This is a genomic window from Streptomyces sp. NPDC002476 (assembly GCF_042889785.1).
GTDB lineage: Bacteria > Actinomycetota > Actinomycetes > Streptomycetales > Streptomycetaceae > Streptomyces.
The window spans coordinates 25,240-42,112 of record NZ_JBIARH010000031.1; the positions used below are offsets into that span (position 1 = coordinate 25,240).

A 16,873-nucleotide genomic window follows, 5' to 3' on the forward strand; every position below is an offset into this window, starting at 1 on the left:
CTGTGATTAGGCACCCCCCACGTCCTCGGGTCCTCCTCGGCGCGAGGTGCGAACACGGCAGGGGGCCGCCCCGCCGGGTGGCGTTGCCACCTGGCGGCCTTGCTGATGGACAGCTCCGCGGCGCGCCCGCCTCCTCGTCCTCGGTGACGGGGAGAGTAGAGGGTCTTGCTCAGGCTGCTGGGGCGATCATGGTTCCGGTGTTCTCGTCCGGCTGGCTGAGGCTGATGACCTGCTGAGCCACTTCCGTGATCTCCTCGCCGTGCGAGACGACCAGGGCGGGCCAACCGAGTTCGGAGAGGCATGTGAGGACGGCTCCACGGGTGTCTGCGTCGTGAGCTGCGGTGATCTCGTCCGCGATGATCATTCCGATCGCGTTGCCACCTGTGATCTGCTCGGTGATGCCCAGCCGGAAGGCGAGTGCGGCCGTGGCCTTCTCTCCTCCTGAGAGGACCCGGGTGGGGCGTACCGTGCCCTCGGCGGTGTGCACGCGCGGGACGAAGGCGTCATCGATCTCGAAGCGCACGTGCCGGTCGGTGATCTGGGTCAGCACGTCAGTGGCCGCCTGGGACACCGCTGCGGTGTACTCGGCCAACAGGTCGCGTCGGAACTGAGCAAACGTCGCGGCGGCCTCGTGCAGGATGTGCGCCGTATGGAGCTTGTCGGCTTTCGCACGCATCCGGGCTTCGGCAGCCTCGTGTGCCTTGGCCAGCACGGTCGCGCGTTCGGCCGCCACCAGGAAGCGGGTGTTCGCCTCGGATGCCTCGGCGGCTGCCTGATTGTGTTCGGCACGTGCTGCGGTCAGCGCGCCCGTTGCCTCGGCCAGCTCGTTGGCCGTGACGTCGGGGTGTGTGGTTTCCCGTGCGGCCAGGTCGGCGCGCGCAGCCCTCAGCTCAGATTCGGCGTTGGCCAGCTGAGTACGCAGACCGTGTGTGTGCCGAGCTTGGACGAGTTCGGTGCTGAGCTGCTCGATGGCGGCTCGACCGGCTTGGAGGGCCCGCTCAGGGTTCGCCGGCCCGTCGAAGCCCGGGAGGTGAACCACCACAGCGCTCACGGCCTCGTCGGCCGCGCGTCGTGCCGCCTTGGCCTGCTGCCGGGCGGCAGCCGCCTCAGCATGCACCGCGTCCAGACGAGTGGACAGTTGCGTGAGTTCCTGGCGCCGAGAGAGCAGCGCATCGTGAAGCTGGACCGCTGCCTCCGCCTTCGCCTTCGCGTTCTTGCCGTCCCTGATGCAGCGCTCCCACTGGCCACGCAGATCAGCGACCAAGGCCCCCACGTTCCGCAGCGGCTGGACGCAGGTGGGGCAGCAGGCGGACTCGGCCGTGGTCAGCGCCTGTAGTGCCCGGCTGAGGCGGGTGTACTCGCCCTTGAGCGCCCCGCGCCGCTGCTCGTACTCGGTGTGCTGCTGCTTCGCCGATTCGATGCGCCGGTCCAGTTCCGGGTCGGCGAGCCGGTCAACCTCGGCTCGCGTCTGCCGCACTCGGCCGTCGATTGCGGCGGCGTGCTTTTCGGCGGCATCGATCTGTTCGACAGCTCGCTCGGCCGAGTGGACAGCATCCCGCAAGGCGTCCAACTGCCGAGTGAGGACCTCCGGCGTGGGGGTGGCAAGGCCGGCCCGGCGCAGCTCCCCGGTCAGAGAGGCCACCCGCTGCTGGCACTGCTGGACGCGCTCATCAGCACGGGCCCGGTTGATCCGCTCCTGTTCCGCGAGCCGGTGCCGCTGCTGTACATCCTGGGCCTGCTCCTCGGCGCTACGCACCCGGTCGGCGGCCTGGCGCGCTGTCTCGGCAAGCTGCTCATGCGTCTCGTGAGCCTCAGCCGCCTGCTGCTGGGCCTCGTCGAGCGCGCGGCGGGCGTCCTCGGTCTCCTCGCGTGAACCGGGCATGGCGGCCGCCAGTTCCTCGGCCCGCCGGGCCTCGGCGTTCTTCTCATCGACCTTCTTCGTAAGGTCGCCAAGCCCGGTCTGCTCTTCAAACAGCTGCTGGACCTGGGCGGGAGTGCCTTCGGCCAGCCCGGTCAGTTCGCCCTGTGCGATGAAGAAGGCCCCGCAGTAGGCTCGGCCGGTCAGTCCGGTCAGCTCGTAGATCTTCATGGTGAGCTTGCTCGGGCTGATCTGCGGTTCGTCCTGGCCAGGGCCGGTGGCTCCGTTGGTCCACCAGCGGGCGTACGCCTCCTCTCGTACGCCGCCCCGGTGGTTGCGCTGCCGCAGGCCCCGAAGAGCCGTGTACCGCTGCCCGTTGAAGATGAAGTCGACTTCGGCTTCGCACGGTTCACCGTCCGCGCCGGAGCGGCGCATGTCGGCCTGCTTCAGTCCTCCGGGGACCTCGCCGTACAGGGCCCACACCATGGCGGACAGGAAGGTCGACTTCCCTGAGCCGACCGGCCCGTGCAGGGCGGTGATGCCGGTGTCGGGGATGGTGATCTCGCCGTGCCGGACCGAGCGGATGTTGCGGACGCGTATCCGGATGGGAGTGATCACGCGACTGCTCCGTCCGTGGGACGGATGTTGACGCGCAGAACGGTGCTGGAGTCCCGTCCGGGAGGCGTCTGGATCCGGGGTGCGGCGAAGTGGAGGGTGCGTAGCGCCGACACCAGCTTCAGCTGCGGGGCGTCGCACTGGTGGTGTTCGGAACCGTCCACGTACTCGCCGTCCGGGAGCGCGAGGCTCCCGGCGTGAGCCCAGGCCGCGTCATCGGCGGCGATCCGGGTGGTCTCCGCGTCGGGACCGTTGGCGTACACGATCAGGGCAGGGGCGTTGCACGGGCAGGACCAGGCGTAAGTGCACACCAGAAGGATCGGCGTCGGGTCGTCCACGCTGGCGTGGCCCAGCAAAGTGGTTGTCTGCGCGTGCGGCTTCCACACACCGCTCTGGTACTCGTCTTCGTCCACCGCCTGCATGTGCCGCTTCGAGCCCGGGGCAGCGTTGCTCATCCAGCCGACGGCGCGCAGCTGCCCCCGGTCGGGGTGCCGGGTGACGAGCTCAACTTCGAAGATCCGAGCCTGCCCGAGCGCCTGGTGGGCGGCGGCATCGGTGTAGGTGCGGAACGGCTCGAAGAAGTTGCTGGTGATCGTCAGGCTGGGAGACATGCCGGGTCCTTCGGGGCAGGGTCGCGAGGTGATGCCCGAAGATCACCACCTGATGAGGCACGGCGCGAGAATCCGCGAATCTGGCTCTGCGGTCTCCGGCCCTCATCGTCGAACCGTCCTTCTCACTTCTCGCTGCGGACGGGGAAGTGGGTGGTCAGCGCGACGATGAGGCCGAGACCAACCATGGCCCCGATGCCGAAGCCGCCCCTGGCCGCCCAGCAGAGGGTCGGCCAGCAGAGGGTCGGCCAGGGCGTCGGGACCGCGCAGGGCAACCGGACACCGTCATCGGACGGAGGTTCCTCCGCTTGATCGGACGAGGTCAGCGGTGACGACGACACGCTTGGACGAGCCGTTGGCCGGCCAGCACGTGACGAGCGTCAGCACCGGCTTGGTGGGAGTGGCAGCGGGCTTGCCCGGTACCTGGGCGATGACGTTCACGTTGCTCGGGTCTACGGTCTGAACGGAGGCCACCTTGTACGTGTAGGTGACGCGGTTCGCCGTCGTGACGGAAATGGACGCACCGGGCTTGATGCGGTCGATGTTCTTGAAGGCGGGACTTGCCACGCCGGAGCGGTGGCCGGCGATCGCGTAGTTGCCGATCTGCCCGGGACGTTCTGTCCCAGGGAAGTGCCCGACGCCGGCTCGTAGCTGTCGGCTGGTCACACCCTCGTAGACGGGCTGTGCCCAGTCGTTGCCGAGCGCCGGGATGCGCAGGACTTCGGTGACTGCACCGCCGTCCCCTGTGGTGGGGTTTCCGCCGACGCTGTGGGGGCCGCTGCCTTTCGGGTTGGAGGAGGACCAGGTGTTCAGTGCGGCGGATGCGTCGGACTGGGCCTTGACGGTCCGGTCCGGCACTTTCGGGTCGCCGCCGATGGGCTCGTCGGCGGCGGGTTCGTCGGGGGTGGCGGAAGTGGCAGAGGAAGTGAGCGGATCCGGGACGGTCGATGTCGGCTCGGTGGGGGCGATCTTCTGGGTGGCGGCGGACTGGTGCGCGCGGGTGGGCGGCTCATCGTCCCCGCGGGCCACCAGGAGTGCGGTGGTTGCGAGGCCTGCGACGGTGATGGCGGCGATGCCCGCGGCCAGTGCTCGTCGGGTTCGGCGCGGTCGGGTGGTCGGCTGCGCTGTGGGAAGGCTGTCAGGGCTGTGTGGTGCGTCGGACACGTGCGCTCCAAGAAATGGGTCGGTGGGGCGCGGGCCGGGACGTGGACGTCCCGGCCCGCGGCGTCAGCGAGTGAGAGCCGTCAGGTTGTGGTCACGCGCCGGTCTTCGGCAGCTCGGTGATGTCCACGGGCCGCGGCTTCGGCTTCTCGGGCTGGGGGATCTTGACGTCGATGACGCTGACGTCGGAGGTCTTGCCGTCCACGACGGTCACGTTCTGGTCCACGGCCAGCTGGTAGCCCTCCACGGCCTGGACCTCGTGGATGGTGTAGGTGCCCGGCGGGAGGTTGTCGATCTGCCAGAGGCCCTGGCTGTTGGTGGTTCCCTTGGCCACCGTCTTGTTGGCCTCGTCCTTGACTTCAAACTGGACCCCGGACAGCGGCTTCTTGGTGTCGCTGGCGGTCTTAAGGAGCTTGATGCTCCCCTTCAGCGCGTTGACGGTGATCTTGAGCTGGGCTTCGGCGCTCGTGGTGCCACCGGCGACGAGCATCCGCTGTGCCTTGTCGTTGGCGGGGAGATGGGCGATCAGCGTCAAGGCGGGCAAGTTCTTGGCCACCGCCTTCAGCTCGACGGTCCCTGCCTTGGCGGGTGTGATGGTGGCTGTGGCGACGCCTTCGTCGTTCGTGGTGACGGTGCCCGCGCCGGCGACGGCACCCGCTCCGTTGAGCTGGATCTGGACACCGGGGACCTTCTGCCCGGACGCGGCGGTGACGTCCAGCGTGATGGTGGTCTTCTCGCCGGGCTTGAACGCGGCGGGGGTGTGCACGTTGACCTTGTACGGGCCGGCCAGCTTGCCCGCCTCGGTCATGAACCCCTCTGCCTTGGTCTTCACCTCCTTCGGAACGTTGGGGTACGAGACCCGCTCCAGCGCCCGCTTGCCGTTGGGCAGGGCGTACGTACTGCCCTGCTCGAGGAAGCTGTACACGGCCGCGTCGACGGCTGCGGCCAAGGTGTCGTTGGCGGTGTCGCCGTACTTGGACAGCACGTACGCGGCGCGGGCGGTGTTCTCCTTGGAGACCTGCCGACCGGTGGCCTTCGAGGTCCAGGTGGTGACCTCGGTGGCCTTGCCGTACTGGCCGCCGGCTGCTGGACCGGCGAGGGTCGGGTCCGCGCAGTAGGCCCGGCCGGTGATGCCGCTGACCGGGGCCCCCGGCGCTCCGTACGCACCCAGGTGGGAGGCGTCCGGCTTGTTCAGGTCATCGGGGATGGCAAAGCCCGGTCCCCATTTGTCCGCTGCGACCGCGCTGGGGGCGGCGCACAGCGCGGTCGCGCCGACCAGGACGGCTGTGGCGAGAACGGTCGAGCGGCGCAGCGCCGGGCGGCGTGTGTTCAGGGTCAAGGTGTTTCTCCCTGCCGGTGGGGCCGCAGTTCAGCCCCGTCTGCCGTGCAGCATCTTCGGCAAAGCGGACACCTCCGTCTGCGGCTGTTCAGTCGGTGATCGCAACCTCGCTCGACGAGGCGGAGGTGGGGGTGATCTCCTTGGCCCATTCCAGGGCCTTGGTGCGGACCGGTCCGGCGATGACGTCGGGGACGCCCATGCGCCGGATCAGCTCTTCACCCCGGGTCTGAAATTCCGTGCCGTAGTCCGTGATCCGCCCCGTGATCAGGCGCTGCCTTCCCGCTGTGCCGTCCGCGTCCTGCGCCTGGGTGGGGTGGGGGTAGTCGATCTGCCAGGACGCGGCGGTCGAGGCGAGGCGGCTCCATCGCGGCTGGAGGGCTCGCAGGGCCGCTCGCTGGCCGGGGGTGGTCCCGCTGATGCGCTGGCGGACGATCGCCCCGGCGTCCCCGGTGAGCTTCGCGCTCTCGGGGTCTTCCAGTTCCAGTGCGGCGATGCGGTCGGTGATGAGCTGGTCGACGTCCTCGGTAGTCAGCTCGGCGGCGTTGATGACGGGAAGGTCGTGCTGAGGCCGCTGCCAGATGGTGCGGGCTTCGACGTGGACGCGTCCGGTGTCCTCGATGGTGACGTGAAGCCAGCCGCGCGGGCCGAGGTCGTCGGAGAAGCCGCGGGTCAGAGAGGAGCCGGTGTACCAGACCTGCCCGGGGCCATCGTGGTCGTGACTGGGTACAGCGCCGAGGGAGTGGTAGTGGGAGAGCAGCAGCGCGTCCCATCCGCGGCGGGCCCACTCCAGGGGGATGGGGCGTTCTTGTCCCTCGGGGTTGATGCAGTGGTAGAGACGGCCGTCGGCTTCGAACGTGCCGTGGCAGACGAAGAGGTTCACGTGGCCGGGCAGCGGGACGGGGTCGATATGGATGCCGGCGCCGGCCAGGGAGCGGTCCAGGCCGTAGTGGGACACTGCGTGGATGGCGAGGCCGTCGGTCGGCTGGTGGATCTCGTACAGGCCCGGGTAGGGGCCGGTGCCGTCGCCCGGGCCACGGCGGGGGTCGGGGTAGACCGCGTGCATGCCGAGGTCTGGGCGGTGCATCGTGCCCATGGCGGAGATGTCGGTGCCAGCCCCCGCGCAGTGGTTGCCACTGTTGCCCAGGCCCCAGACGTTGGCGCGGGCCCGCAGGTCGTCGACGCGGTTGGCGTGTTCGACGTCGCGCGGGAGCGGCCGGGCACGGTGGGTGAGGTCGCCCCCGTCGATGATGCCCTGGACGCCAGCATCGAGCATGGCTCGCATGGTCAGTTCGTGAGCGATGTGCCCGTCGACGACGCGCTGGTTCCAGCGTGTCTGGGGGTGCAGTCGCATGCGGGGGTTGTGGTAGCCGAGGTGCTGGCAGCCTCGGATTCCCAGGGTGTAGGCCACAACGGGTGCCCTTTCTGGTGTGGGTCCCGCCGTGTACTGCGACGGGGCACGAGCCGGGCGGCTCGTGCCCCGTGACAGTGCATCGTGACAGACAACGGGGCACGTGGCCGCGAACTTTCACCGGCGGCGCCTTGCCAGTGAAGGCCGATGCCTTTTACGTGGGCGCCTACGTCGCCTTTGTGTCCCCGGGAGCAGGAGCCCGGCGCCACTCGATGAGCCGCAGGATTTGGCCGACCAGCCTCTCGGCTTCGGCATCCTGCAACTGCACTTCGACTTCACGGCCGGCCGCCGTCTTCGGGCCGTCCGTGATCTCGATGGTGAAGCAGATGTGGTTGTGCGCCTGTGCCTCTGCCGCGGCCTGGCGCAGCAGGTCCTCTTCGGTCATCTGCTCGGGGTCAACTGCACGTGCGAACGCGAAGGCCTTGGTCGCGAACGTGCGGGGAAAGGCGAAGCTCGTCACCCTGGCGAGCCAGGATCGGCGGCCGCCTCTGTAGGGGCGGCGCTGTCGACGGTCGACGTCTATCTTCAGCAGTGTCAGCTCGAGGGCCTCCTTGATTTGGCGAAGGGTGGTGCCCTTCTTCCGGGACAGGGCCAGGAGCTCGTGGAGTGTGGTCTCGGCGAGCAGAGACGGCGGTATGGCGTGCTCGTCCTTCACTGTGCCGGGTCCTCAATCCGGCGCGCGGCGGCTGCGAGAGGACTTCCCGACGGCTGGGTCGAGTCGAACTTCGCGAGCGTGTTGTGGAGTTCCTCCTTCTCCACGTGCCTCCACTGGATGCGGCCGCTGCTGTGCCAGTACTGCTCGGCGTAGTGCTCACCGCCCGCCCCGGTGCCCGCCGGCCAGTGCTCCACGATGGTCACCTGGAAGGGCTTGCGCAGCTCTTCGAGGGTGAGCCGGATCGCGGCAGCGGCCGTCTCGATGCTCATCGTGGGTTCGGTGGTCTCGGTGACTACGGCGATGATGCGCTGCTCATCGGGCTGCCATATTCGGCACGGGCGCCACACGACCTGGTTGTCGTTGCCGAGGTAGCAGATCGGGGTCGAGTCGATCAGAGGGGCTAGCACCACGGTGTTCCTCCTACTGGGGGGCTGAGAGCCCGTACTCTGCGGCGGAGTCCCCGTCGTACGCCAGGCTCGGCGAATCTGAAGCTCGCGGGTCAGCTCCGGCCGAGGAGCCGGTGGCAGATATCCGCAGAGCCTCGTCGACCAGGTCCCGGGCGGTCTCCAGGCTCTTGCGCAGGTCTGCGATCTCTCCGGCCGGGCACACCGTGAGGACAGCCAGGCTGGCTTCGATGCCAGCGCGGGCTTCTGTCAGCCGCTTGGAGCTTGCACCCACACTCTTGTCGGACGCCAGTTCGGTCACTGTTTTCAGGTGCTGCTTGATCCGCGTGGTGACCGCACGCAGAGCGGCTTCGATGCTCTTGGGCTGGCCGGCGGCAAGGAGCGCGTCCCGCTCCACGGAGTCGAACTGAACGAGCTGTACGGGCTGCGGCATGGCAAGTCCTAACCGTCGGGGTATGCGCCGCCGGGTGACCCCGAGGCGGTGCGTACTCTGCCTCCCGATCCGGACACCCCTCCTCGGGCAGCACGGCCGCAGTGGTGCAGGGACGCCTTCGACAGCTCGAGGTGGCCGACTGACCGAATTCCGTCAGGGTGCTGATGGCCTGGGCGGTTTGCGCGCTGCCGTCCTTTGGACCCGTGCCGCACGCGGTGTTCGATGTGCTCCTGGCCTGCTGCCTCTCACCGAGGGAGTGACAGGCAGATCCAAGGCGGTTAGCTGGCGGTGAGCACGTAGACGTGCGTGTGAAGGGCGGCGTCGGCGACGGCGTAACGAGCGAAGAGACGTCCGGTGGCGCGGTGGTAGGTGATGGACGCTCGCTGATGCCGTGCCAGGGTGCCCTGCAGGGATGCACGTACGGAGGCCAGATTGAGTGATGTCGGGTTGCGCCGCAGGACGCCATGGTCGTTCCCCAGGAACGACTGGGTGCGGTTGAGGGAGGCGGTGTACAGCACCGCTCCGGTTGCCGGACGGAAGACCAGCGCGTTGAGGGCTTCGCGTGTGGCGCAGCTGGTGCCCGGCAGCGGCTGGTGGACGTTCGGGAGCACGGGAGCGTATGTGCTGTCGGCCGACGCGAGGGCTGCACGGATCTCGTCGTCGGAGCGGCTGGTGTGCTGATCGTCCACGGTGGCCCACTGCCCCGCATGGCGCAGGCCCCGGCGCCACTTCGTCCCGCTGAAGCTGACGACGTCACCGTCGGCGAAGCGCATCGCCACAAGGCTGGAGTAGGAAGCGGTGGTCATCTGCGGCTCCGTCCGTTGCTGGTGTGATGGGGTGCAGCATGCCGCCGGGCGCATGCTGGGGCGGAGCGGGCGCGAGAACGGAGTCGGGGTAGGTTCCGTGCCTTGATCGCAGAAGGCCGAGTGTCGGCAGCGGGCCAAGGCCGTCATGGCGCAGGAGGAGGGCCTGTTCACCGTCGGCCCAATTCTGCGGAGTGCCCTCCGGCACGGTCTCCGATATCTGCATCGGGACGGTGTGGGCGACGTGCTGCATGTTCGAACTCCCCGGTGCTCTGCGTGTAGCGCGGTGGCTGGCAGAGCGAACACTGCCTGCGGCTCGCCTGCAGGCGAGCGCTGCGCGAAGTACGGCCGGGAGCTGGGGCCCGGGCGGGGAGAAGCGCCGGGTTGGCCCGGGCTGAAGGCCGTCAAACAGGTCGGACAGCGCTCTCTGGCCGCGATGCCGTCAACGCGGCGACATCGCGGCCTGAAGCCTCGCGTCAGTGAGCCTCGGTCGTTTCACCGTTGGGCCCGGTCGCGTTGGTGCCCGCGGGGATCTCGACGCGGTAGAAGCCGATCAGTGGATCTTTCTGCTCGGACCAGGACCCGAACTTCACAGGGGCTTTGCTGTTGGGGGCGTGGATGATCTTCTTCGTGGCTGGGTCCCAGACCATGGCGACGTGCACGGGGTTGGACTCGGACCCGAAGAAGACAAGATCTCCCGCCTGCACCTGGTCGGCTGGGACCTTGTGCTTGGACAGCTTCGGCAGCTGGGCGAAAGTGTTCTCACCGATGTTGAGCTTCCCGCCGGTGGCTTGGTAGTACGCCCATTGGGTGAAGGAGCTGCAGTCGAAGTTGGCCGGGTGGTCGCCCTGGAGACGGCGAGCGCCCCACAGGTAGGGCTTGCCGAGCCCGGTCTGGGCCCAGGCGAGGGCCGCGCGCACGACCTCGGAGTCCGCGGCTGGCAGAGGACCTGTGGCTCCGGCGCCGTCCGGGATGATGATTGCACCGCCCGAGTCGGCGGCGCACGCCTGGGCCTGGTCCTGCGCCTCGGCGTACTGATCGTTGCCGTAGGCGGGAGCAGCGGTCTTCTTGCCACTCATCCAGTCCTTCGGGTCAACCGGTCCCGGGCCGTTGTTCTGGCCGGGTTTGTGCGGGTCGCGGACACCAGGCAGGCGGACCTCCCAGTGCAGGTGCGGACCGGTGACGTTGCCGCTGGAGCCGACGTTGCCGATGTAAGTCCCGCGCTTCACCTGCTGGCCAGCCTTGACGCCGAAGGTCGACTGGTGGGCGTAGAAGGTGACGATGCCGCCCGCGTGTTCGATCTTGGTGAGGTTGCCGTACGCACCGCCGTTACCGACGGAGATCACCTTGCCGTCGGCCGGGGCGTAGATCCGGACGCCGCTCGGGGCAGCGAGGTCGATGCCGGTGTGTCCGGCCGACCATCGCCCGCCGCTCTGTCCGAACTCGGCTGTGAAGGTGTAGGTGCCCTGCTTCATGGGCCATTGCCAGCTGGCCGAGTTGGCGCCGGAGGGCTTGCCGCCGGGTGTGGGGGTCGCGGCCTGCGTCACCGGGGTGCTGGTTGTCCCGGAGGTGGAGCCGAGCGGCGGCGTCGACCAGCTCTTGGCTGCGGCGGACTTGATCTGCGCGGCGTTGGTGACCTTGGCGTTGAAGTCGTTGACGGGTTCGGGGATTCCGGACGCCTTGCCCAGCGTCGGGAAGGACGGGTTCTTCTTGATCGTGTCGGCGAGGTGCTTCTGCCAACGCTCGATCATGGTGCTGTCGCTGGAGAACACCCCCCGATAGCGGGCCGACTGAGTCGTGACGACGCGCATGTAGGTGGTGTTGGACACCGTCGAGCCGGAGTATCGGCGAAGGGCGTTCCAGGAGTCGGTCTCGGCCTTGAGGGCGTGGATGTAGTTGGCGGCGGCGAAGGCCGCGTCCTCCACGTTGTAGCGGTCCTTCTTCTTGTCGCCGTTGCCGTCATCGCCGTAGCTCTGCCACGCCGGGTCGCCGAACTGGAGGATGCCCTTGTAGCCCAGGCCGTTGTCCCCGCCGGGAGCAGCGGACGGGTGCTGGCCGTAGCGGGTCTCCTGGTACATCTGGCCGGTGATCAGCGTCCAGTCGAGGCCCGGGTACCGGGCGGCGGCGCGGATCGCGGCGAGCATCATCCGCGGGGGTATCTCCGCCCGTGCGGTGTCGGACGGGAGGTACATACCCTTGCCGGGCGTGATCGGGTTGTAGGCGCCGCCGCCGGGTACGCCAGTCGCGTCCTGCTGTGCCGACGCGTCATCCAGGCAGGCAGCCTCCGCAGATTTCGATCCCAGGACGCCGACGATCGCGCCGAAGGTGGTGATGAAGGCGACGGCGACGGCGCAGAAGGCGGCGAGGGCGGCAAGTAGCCACTTCTTCCAGTGCTTGCCTCCTCCCTGCCTGCCAGTGGCCCGTGCTGCGGCTCGGCGTGCGGCGGCCGCGGCGATCTTTTGTGCGGCGAGGGCGGCGATGGGCGGAGCCATCAGCTGCTCTCCGTGGTTCCGGCATCTCCGACGCTGGCGAGCTGCAGGCCGGAGACCTTCCACTTGCCGCTGGTGTAGGTCGCGGTGATCTGGAATTCGGTGCTCTGGCTGGTCTGCTTCTCCTGGTGGAGGCGGACAGTAGTGGTGGCGAGGGTGGTTACCGACCGGCCGGCACCGTCGACGGGTGCGTTGCTGAGCACGGTGTCCCGTTTGAGGTCAGCGGTTGCGGTGGAGGAGCACTTCGTCCGCTGGCACTCGGCCCACGCGCGTCCGGTGGGCAGGGTGGTCTGGTCGAGGATGGCCGGGGATCCGTCGGTGAGAGCGTGGGCCTTGGCCCTCCACTCGCCGGTGGTCGTGCGGTAGGTGTACGTGCCGAGGGTGACGAGGTAGTTGCGCATCACCCTGTGGGCGTCCGCAAGTTCCTGTGGCTCGATGACGGCTGGAACGGAGTCGAGCGGAGCGGCCGGCGTGCTGGGTTCGCTCGCGGCTTCCTGCGTGGGATCGACGGCGTCCTGCTTCTCCGCCTCGGGGCTGCTGCGGCTGAGGGTGACCGCCAGGCCGACGAAGGCGGCCAGGGCGATCAGGGCGACAGCGATGACGATGGCGCGGCGTCGTTCCATGGGTGACTCCCTGAACGGTCGGGGGCATTGACGTCCCGCGACCGTATGAAGCGATCCGGACACCGTCGCCGGGAGGCGGGGCACCGAGAGATGCGGGCATGGGAAGGATGTGCCGGTACCGGGGGGCTGCGTCAGCGTGGGGGCTGTGCGGATTGGGTGCGACGGAACTCATGGGGGCTCTCTTCAGGCGGTGCGGGTGAAGGATCGGGGGCAGCAGGAGTGCCAGTAGCGGTGTCGATCGTTTCGGGGGCTGCGGACTCGCCCTCCTCGGTGGGGTCGGGGACGACTTTCAGGCGGCTGCGCTCTTTGCGGAGCGCGGTGATGTAGACCCGCACGGTGTTTTCGGTCAGGCCGAGGCTGGGCGCGAGGCGCTGGGCCAGCTTCCGGGCGGACAGGTCCGCATCTGGCGAGGTCAGGGCGTCGTAAGCCGTTTTGACAGCCGCTCGGCCGTCCGCGGGCGGAGCGGGGGGTTCTTCCTCCTGCGGGGGCGGCGGCGGGTCGGCCGGCGGCGGTTCCCTCTGCGGGGCGGGCGGGGTGTATTCAGACCGGTCGGGGGGCGGGGCCGGAAGTTCGGGTGCGTTGGATCGCTGCAGGACCGACGGGCCATCGGCCTGCACAGGGACGCCGTACTTGGCCAGCCGCAACGGCATCAAGTCCTCGATGGGCGCCGTACGCCGCCAGGCGGGTCCGTACCGCACTTCCAGCCCTGCTTCGTAGATCAGCCGGTCCTGCTCGAGCTTGATGACCTGGTCGTAGGAGCGAAGCTCCCAGAGCTTCATCCGGCGCCACATCCGGAAGGTGGGCACCGGCGACAGGATCCACCGGCTCAGCCGGACGCCTTCCATATGCCGGTCGGCCGTGATGTCCGCGATGCGCCCTGCCGCATGTCGAGCTGCTTCGACTGTCACGACGAACAGGACGGGGATGACGGCGTGCATGGCAGTGCCGAGCGGGTCCGGCCACGCCGCCGCGGCGTTGAAGGCGATGGTGGCGGCAGTCAGGAGCCAGGCCGTCTGCCGGAGCAGCGGGAAGGGGATTCTGATCCAGCTCAGCAGCAGGTCCAGGGCGAGCAAGACCACGATCCCCGCGTCGACGCCGATGGGGTACAGGCGCGCGAAGTCGCCGAACCCCTTGGCCTCCGCGAGGTCTTGGACAGCCGCGTAGGAGCCGATGAAGCCGATGAGCGCAATGATCAGGCCGCCGCCGCTGATCACAGCGACGAGAAGAGCGTGAGCGCGTGGGGCTCCCGCCCGGCTGGGCTGCGGCTGCTCTACGTCGGGCGGGGTCACTGGCCGATTCCCAACGGTTCTGTGGCCCTGGCTATCTGGCCCACTTTGCGGGGGGCATGGCCGCAGGTGCCGAGATCGCCGCGGTGATCAGTACGGGTGGTCATGCGGCGCACGGTAGGGAGCGAAGCGGACACCTTCCGGAGACCGGCGTGCCTGCACGGTCCTTTCTGGGATGGCCAGCATCCGTGTGGTCAGTCCGAGCGACGGTGCTCGCGCAGGAGAGCCGCGGCTTCCTCCCACCACTGGAGCCGAAGCCCCGGTTGCTCGATTACCGCCCGGCATTGTCCACGCTGCGTACCCATTCCGCCGGTGAGCGGCCGCAGGCAATGCGGGACCGCGGGAAGGAGTCTGTGGGCGTAGCGCTTGCCCCCGAGGAAGATGACCTCTGCGCTATGCAGGCCGAACGCGTCGGCCTGCTGGCGAAGGTGATCGCTGGTCACCGAGGAAGGGTGGTCCATCGTCATCTCGTACGGGGCGAGGGGCTGGCTGACGTTGACGAGCCCGTGCAACGCAGAGGCGATCAGAATCTGGGCTGGGCTGCTGGCGAGAGCGTCTGCGGCACCGCGCAGCGAACGGTGATAGTGCCCGATGTAGAGCTCCCCGGCCGGCGCTGATTCCAGGTTGCCAGTGAGCTTGAGCTTGCGGGAACCGCAGCTAATGATCACGAACCGAGGGCGGGACGGCGTGGACATCAGCGCCTGTCCAGGCAGGTGTACCCGGTGGGGCTGACGGCGTAGGCGACCGCCGCGATGCCGATCACGGCTGTCACCGCCATCGCGGCGAGGACGACGAGGCTCATGGGTGTAGGGCTTCCTCCTCGGCGGGCCCGCGTGTGGGTGCGGGCCCGCCCGGCGTGAATCAGGCGGCCTGGACGACCGGTGGCTGCGGCAGGGGCTCGAACTTGACAGCGGGACGGAGCTGATACCAGCGGTGGTCGTCGAGGACGATCTTGTAGACGCCGAGCAGCGCGTTCACCTCCACGAGGCGCGCCCCGGACTCGTCCAGGGCCTGCCATGCCGTGTCGGAAGGCACTGCTGTTCCGGCGTACTCGTTGTCGAGGCCGTAGTAGCGGACGTCGGTGAGCCGTCCGCGCAGGCGGCTGATGAGGAGCTCGTCGCTGGTGTCGATCGTGCGCATGGATGTGGTCTTCTCTCGGTCGTTGCGGAAGGCGCTGGCTGGCCGGTCTGTGGTGACGCCGGGGAACGTATGCCGGGCTGGGTGCTTACGGAGTGCGCGCGAATCCTGAGCAATCGGTTCGCTCAGCCGGGCGCCGCTGCCCTTTCCTCGCGCAGAAGCTGGAGGCGGGCGGCTTCCGCCTGGAGGCCGTGGACGATCCGGGCGAGCTGTGCGACGCAGAGCCGAGCTCGCTCCAGCGTCGCCAGTGGGGTCACGACGGTGACCGCCCGTCCATTCGCGTCAACCCGGAAGTTGTTCTCGCCGGCGCGCCGCACGGTATAGCGGTGACCGGACATGTCGCGCGCAGTCCACCGCCCGTCGCCGTCTTCCTCAAGCTGTACGACGCTGCGGACCAGGTCCAGAGGGGTGAGTACAGGGTGGACGAGGTCGACGTGCTCGCCGAAGGCACCCGGCGCCATCCGCCGGGTGGCGTAGTCGGCCACAGCCCTGCTCGGGGCAGGTGATCCGGTAGGGCTTGGATGTGGGCCTGGTCTTGCGGATCTGTGGTTCCAGCGGGAGTTGTGGGGCCTGCTGTGGCTTCTCGTCGACCGGTTCTGCGCCGACCTCTGCGTTCCCAGCGCCGGTGGCGTCCGTATCAGCCGGAGCACGGCCCGTCGGGCAGGCGCTGGTGTCACGCACGAACTCGAGCTGGACGCGGGCGTCCAGCTGCTTGTCGAAGTGGCATCCCGCGTTCTTGCACTGGGCCCGGTACTCACGTCCGGGGCAGGCCTCGCCCTTCCGGTGGGGACAGGGCTCTCCGTTGGCGTGCACGGGCTTGATACCGGCGCGGTGACGGCCCTTCACGGGATGCCGGGCGCCGGCTGCGAGGGTGGGAGCGTGAACGCTTCGCGGCTCCGCGCACCTGCCGTTGTCGTTGGAGCGGGCGGGCATGTCAGTTCTTCCTTGTGGTCTCGTCGTTGCGGTAGGCGGCGGCCTCAGCGGTGCCGTCGCTTATGGGGGCGTCGCAGCAGGTGGTCATGCCGTTGCCGCTGAAGGTGATGTCGGTTTCTCCGCAGTCGCCGCAATGCAGGGTGAAGCCCCAGGGGGCACTCAGGCCCCCTGCTTTGCGGGCAGGGGGATCGGCGTGAAGGCGTTGACGTAGTCGATCCGGCCGCCGGTCGCCGAGCCTCCGGTGAGCTGCCCTCCCACGGAGCACAGGGTCCGCAGTACGTCGGCCGACAGCGGCTTCGGGACACCGTCCAGTACGACCCACCCCTGGAGGGTGCTGTGTCCGTCCGCGTGGACGGTGCAGGCGGTGATGCCTGCCGAGTGGCTCGGGCCGTGGGCTGCGAGGAGGAGGAACGCCGCGCGGGCCAGGTCCGGGCCGAGATGACGGCCGTGATCAGGTGTCGGTGCGGTGATGACGAGGGTGTCGCCCGGGAGGTCGGTGAAGACCTTGAGAGTGTGCTCGCCGTTTCCGAGTTGGTGGACCATGCCGCGCAGCAGACCTTCCTGCATGCGTCCGAACAAGGCGACGTACAGGTCTGCCGGGAGATTCTGGCGGGCTGCCTCGAGTCCGATGGCGTCTCCGCACCGGCGCAGCGCTTGCCGGGTCTCCGCGTTGTGGTCGTCTGCTGCCGGGTCGGTATCCATGGCGGTCGCCTTCTCCGTCGGGTTGGTGGGTCGAGGGGTGCCGACCGGAAGCTACGCAGAGTGCTGGCGAGGTCGAGCGGTCCGGCGAATTTGGTCTCCTGGCAGACCGGCAGGCGGTCGTGACCAGCCAGCTGACCCGTACCGGGATGTGCGCTCCCGGGTGGGATGCCGGACAGGGTGGCTGAGGGGTGGTGGGTGCAGAAAGGCCCCGGCAGGTGTCTGCCGGGGCCGGGCAGACGGGAGGGTGCGCCTGGTCAGCCGATAGGTAGGGCTTCCTGCTGCGTGGCGCCTCGTCCGGGGCACGTGCGGGACGAGGCAGTGGCACGGAGTTGCCGGGCCAGGTAGTCGGGGCCAGGTGCCGATCGGCCCGGGATGTGCGATCTCGTACGTGCCCTTGGCGGTGGTGCTGGCCGGCAGAG

16 protein-coding genes and 1 pseudogene are annotated in these 16,873 nt (G+C 68.9%); all 17 read right to left on the bottom strand.

What is annotated here, in order from left to right:
* Positions 1-169: 169 nt before the first annotated feature.
* Positions 170-2,476, bottom strand: a complete 2,307-nt coding sequence (locus ACFYXM_RS27915) for an AAA family ATPase (protein ID WP_389293390.1) — start codon at positions 2,474-2,476, stop codon at positions 170-172.
* Positions 2,473-3,084, bottom strand: a complete 612-nt coding sequence (locus ACFYXM_RS27920) for a hypothetical protein (protein WP_389293392.1) — start codon at positions 3,082-3,084, stop codon at positions 2,473-2,475. The genes ACFYXM_RS27915 and ACFYXM_RS27920 overlap by 4 nt, the downstream gene beginning before the upstream one ends.
* 122 nt (positions 3,085-3,206) lie before the next feature.
* On the bottom strand, positions 3,207-3,356 hold the full coding sequence (locus ACFYXM_RS27925; protein WP_389293394.1) for a hypothetical protein: 150 nt from the start codon (positions 3,354-3,356) through the stop codon (positions 3,207-3,209).
* Positions 3,357-3,366: 10 nt separating this feature from the next.
* Positions 3,367-4,245, bottom strand: coding sequence for a sortase (locus ACFYXM_RS27930; RefSeq protein ID WP_389293396.1), 879 nt, complete (start codon positions 4,243-4,245; stop codon positions 3,367-3,369).
* A gap of 91 nt (positions 4,246-4,336) precedes the next feature.
* Positions 4,337-5,581 carry a SpaA isopeptide-forming pilin-related protein gene (locus ACFYXM_RS27935; RefSeq protein WP_389293397.1) on the bottom strand — a complete coding sequence of 415 codons (1,245 nt, stop codon included), beginning with the start codon at positions 5,579-5,581 and terminating at the stop codon, positions 4,337-4,339.
* Between the two features lie 88 nt (positions 5,582-5,669).
* Positions 5,670-6,932, bottom strand: a complete 1,263-nt coding sequence (locus tag ACFYXM_RS27940) for a hypothetical protein (protein WP_389293398.1) — start codon at positions 6,930-6,932, stop codon at positions 5,670-5,672.
* Positions 6,933-7,155: 223 nt separating this feature from the next.
* Positions 7,156-7,644 (bottom strand): hypothetical protein, encoded by a 489-nt coding sequence (locus ACFYXM_RS27945; protein ID WP_389293399.1) that lies wholly within the window; start codon positions 7,642-7,644, stop codon positions 7,156-7,158.
* The gene (locus tag ACFYXM_RS27950) at positions 7,641-8,054 is read right to left on the bottom strand and encodes a hypothetical protein (protein ID WP_389293401.1); all 414 of its coding nucleotides are present in this window, start codon (positions 8,052-8,054) and stop codon (positions 7,641-7,643) included. The genes ACFYXM_RS27945 and ACFYXM_RS27950 overlap by 4 nt, the downstream gene beginning before the upstream one ends.
* A gap of 10 nt (positions 8,055-8,064) precedes the next feature.
* Positions 8,065-8,481 (bottom strand): hypothetical protein, encoded by a 417-nt coding sequence (locus ACFYXM_RS27955; RefSeq protein WP_389293402.1) that lies wholly within the window; start codon positions 8,479-8,481, stop codon positions 8,065-8,067.
* A gap of 278 nt (positions 8,482-8,759) precedes the next feature.
* The gene (locus ACFYXM_RS27960) at positions 8,760-9,287 is read right to left on the bottom strand and encodes a hypothetical protein (protein WP_389293403.1); all 528 of its coding nucleotides are present in this window, start codon (positions 9,285-9,287) and stop codon (positions 8,760-8,762) included.
* A 473-nt stretch (positions 9,288-9,760) separates the two neighbouring features.
* The gene (locus tag ACFYXM_RS27965; RefSeq protein ID WP_389293405.1) at positions 9,761-11,776 is read right to left on the bottom strand and encodes a peptidoglycan DD-metalloendopeptidase family protein; all 2,016 of its coding nucleotides are present in this window, start codon (positions 11,774-11,776) and stop codon (positions 9,761-9,763) included.
* Positions 11,776-12,396: a hypothetical protein gene (locus ACFYXM_RS27970; RefSeq protein ID WP_389293407.1), complete on the bottom strand. Its 621-nt coding sequence runs from the start codon at positions 12,394-12,396 to the stop codon at positions 11,776-11,778. The genes ACFYXM_RS27965 and ACFYXM_RS27970 overlap by 1 nt, the downstream gene beginning before the upstream one ends.
* Before the next feature lie 613 nt (positions 12,397-13,009).
* A pseudogene (locus ACFYXM_RS27975) lies at positions 13,010-13,610 on the bottom strand (DUF2637 domain-containing protein); the annotation flags it as partial.
* A 266-nt stretch (positions 13,611-13,876) separates the two neighbouring features.
* Complete coding sequence (locus ACFYXM_RS27980) at positions 13,877-14,350, bottom strand: DUF6884 domain-containing protein (protein WP_389293408.1); 474 nt, start codon at positions 14,348-14,350, stop codon at positions 13,877-13,879.
* A gap of 193 nt (positions 14,351-14,543) precedes the next feature.
* Positions 14,544-14,822 (bottom strand): hypothetical protein, encoded by a 279-nt coding sequence (locus tag ACFYXM_RS27985; RefSeq protein WP_389293410.1) that lies wholly within the window; start codon positions 14,820-14,822, stop codon positions 14,544-14,546.
* Positions 14,823-14,944: 122 nt separating this feature from the next.
* Positions 14,945-15,304 carry a hypothetical protein gene (locus tag ACFYXM_RS27990; RefSeq protein WP_389293412.1) on the bottom strand — a complete coding sequence of 120 codons (360 nt, stop codon included), beginning with the start codon at positions 15,302-15,304 and terminating at the stop codon, positions 14,945-14,947.
* 607 nt (positions 15,305-15,911) lie between these two features.
* Positions 15,912-16,454, bottom strand: coding sequence for a hypothetical protein (locus ACFYXM_RS27995; RefSeq protein ID WP_389293482.1), 543 nt, complete (start codon positions 16,452-16,454; stop codon positions 15,912-15,914).
* Positions 16,455-16,873: the final 419 nt, after the last annotated feature.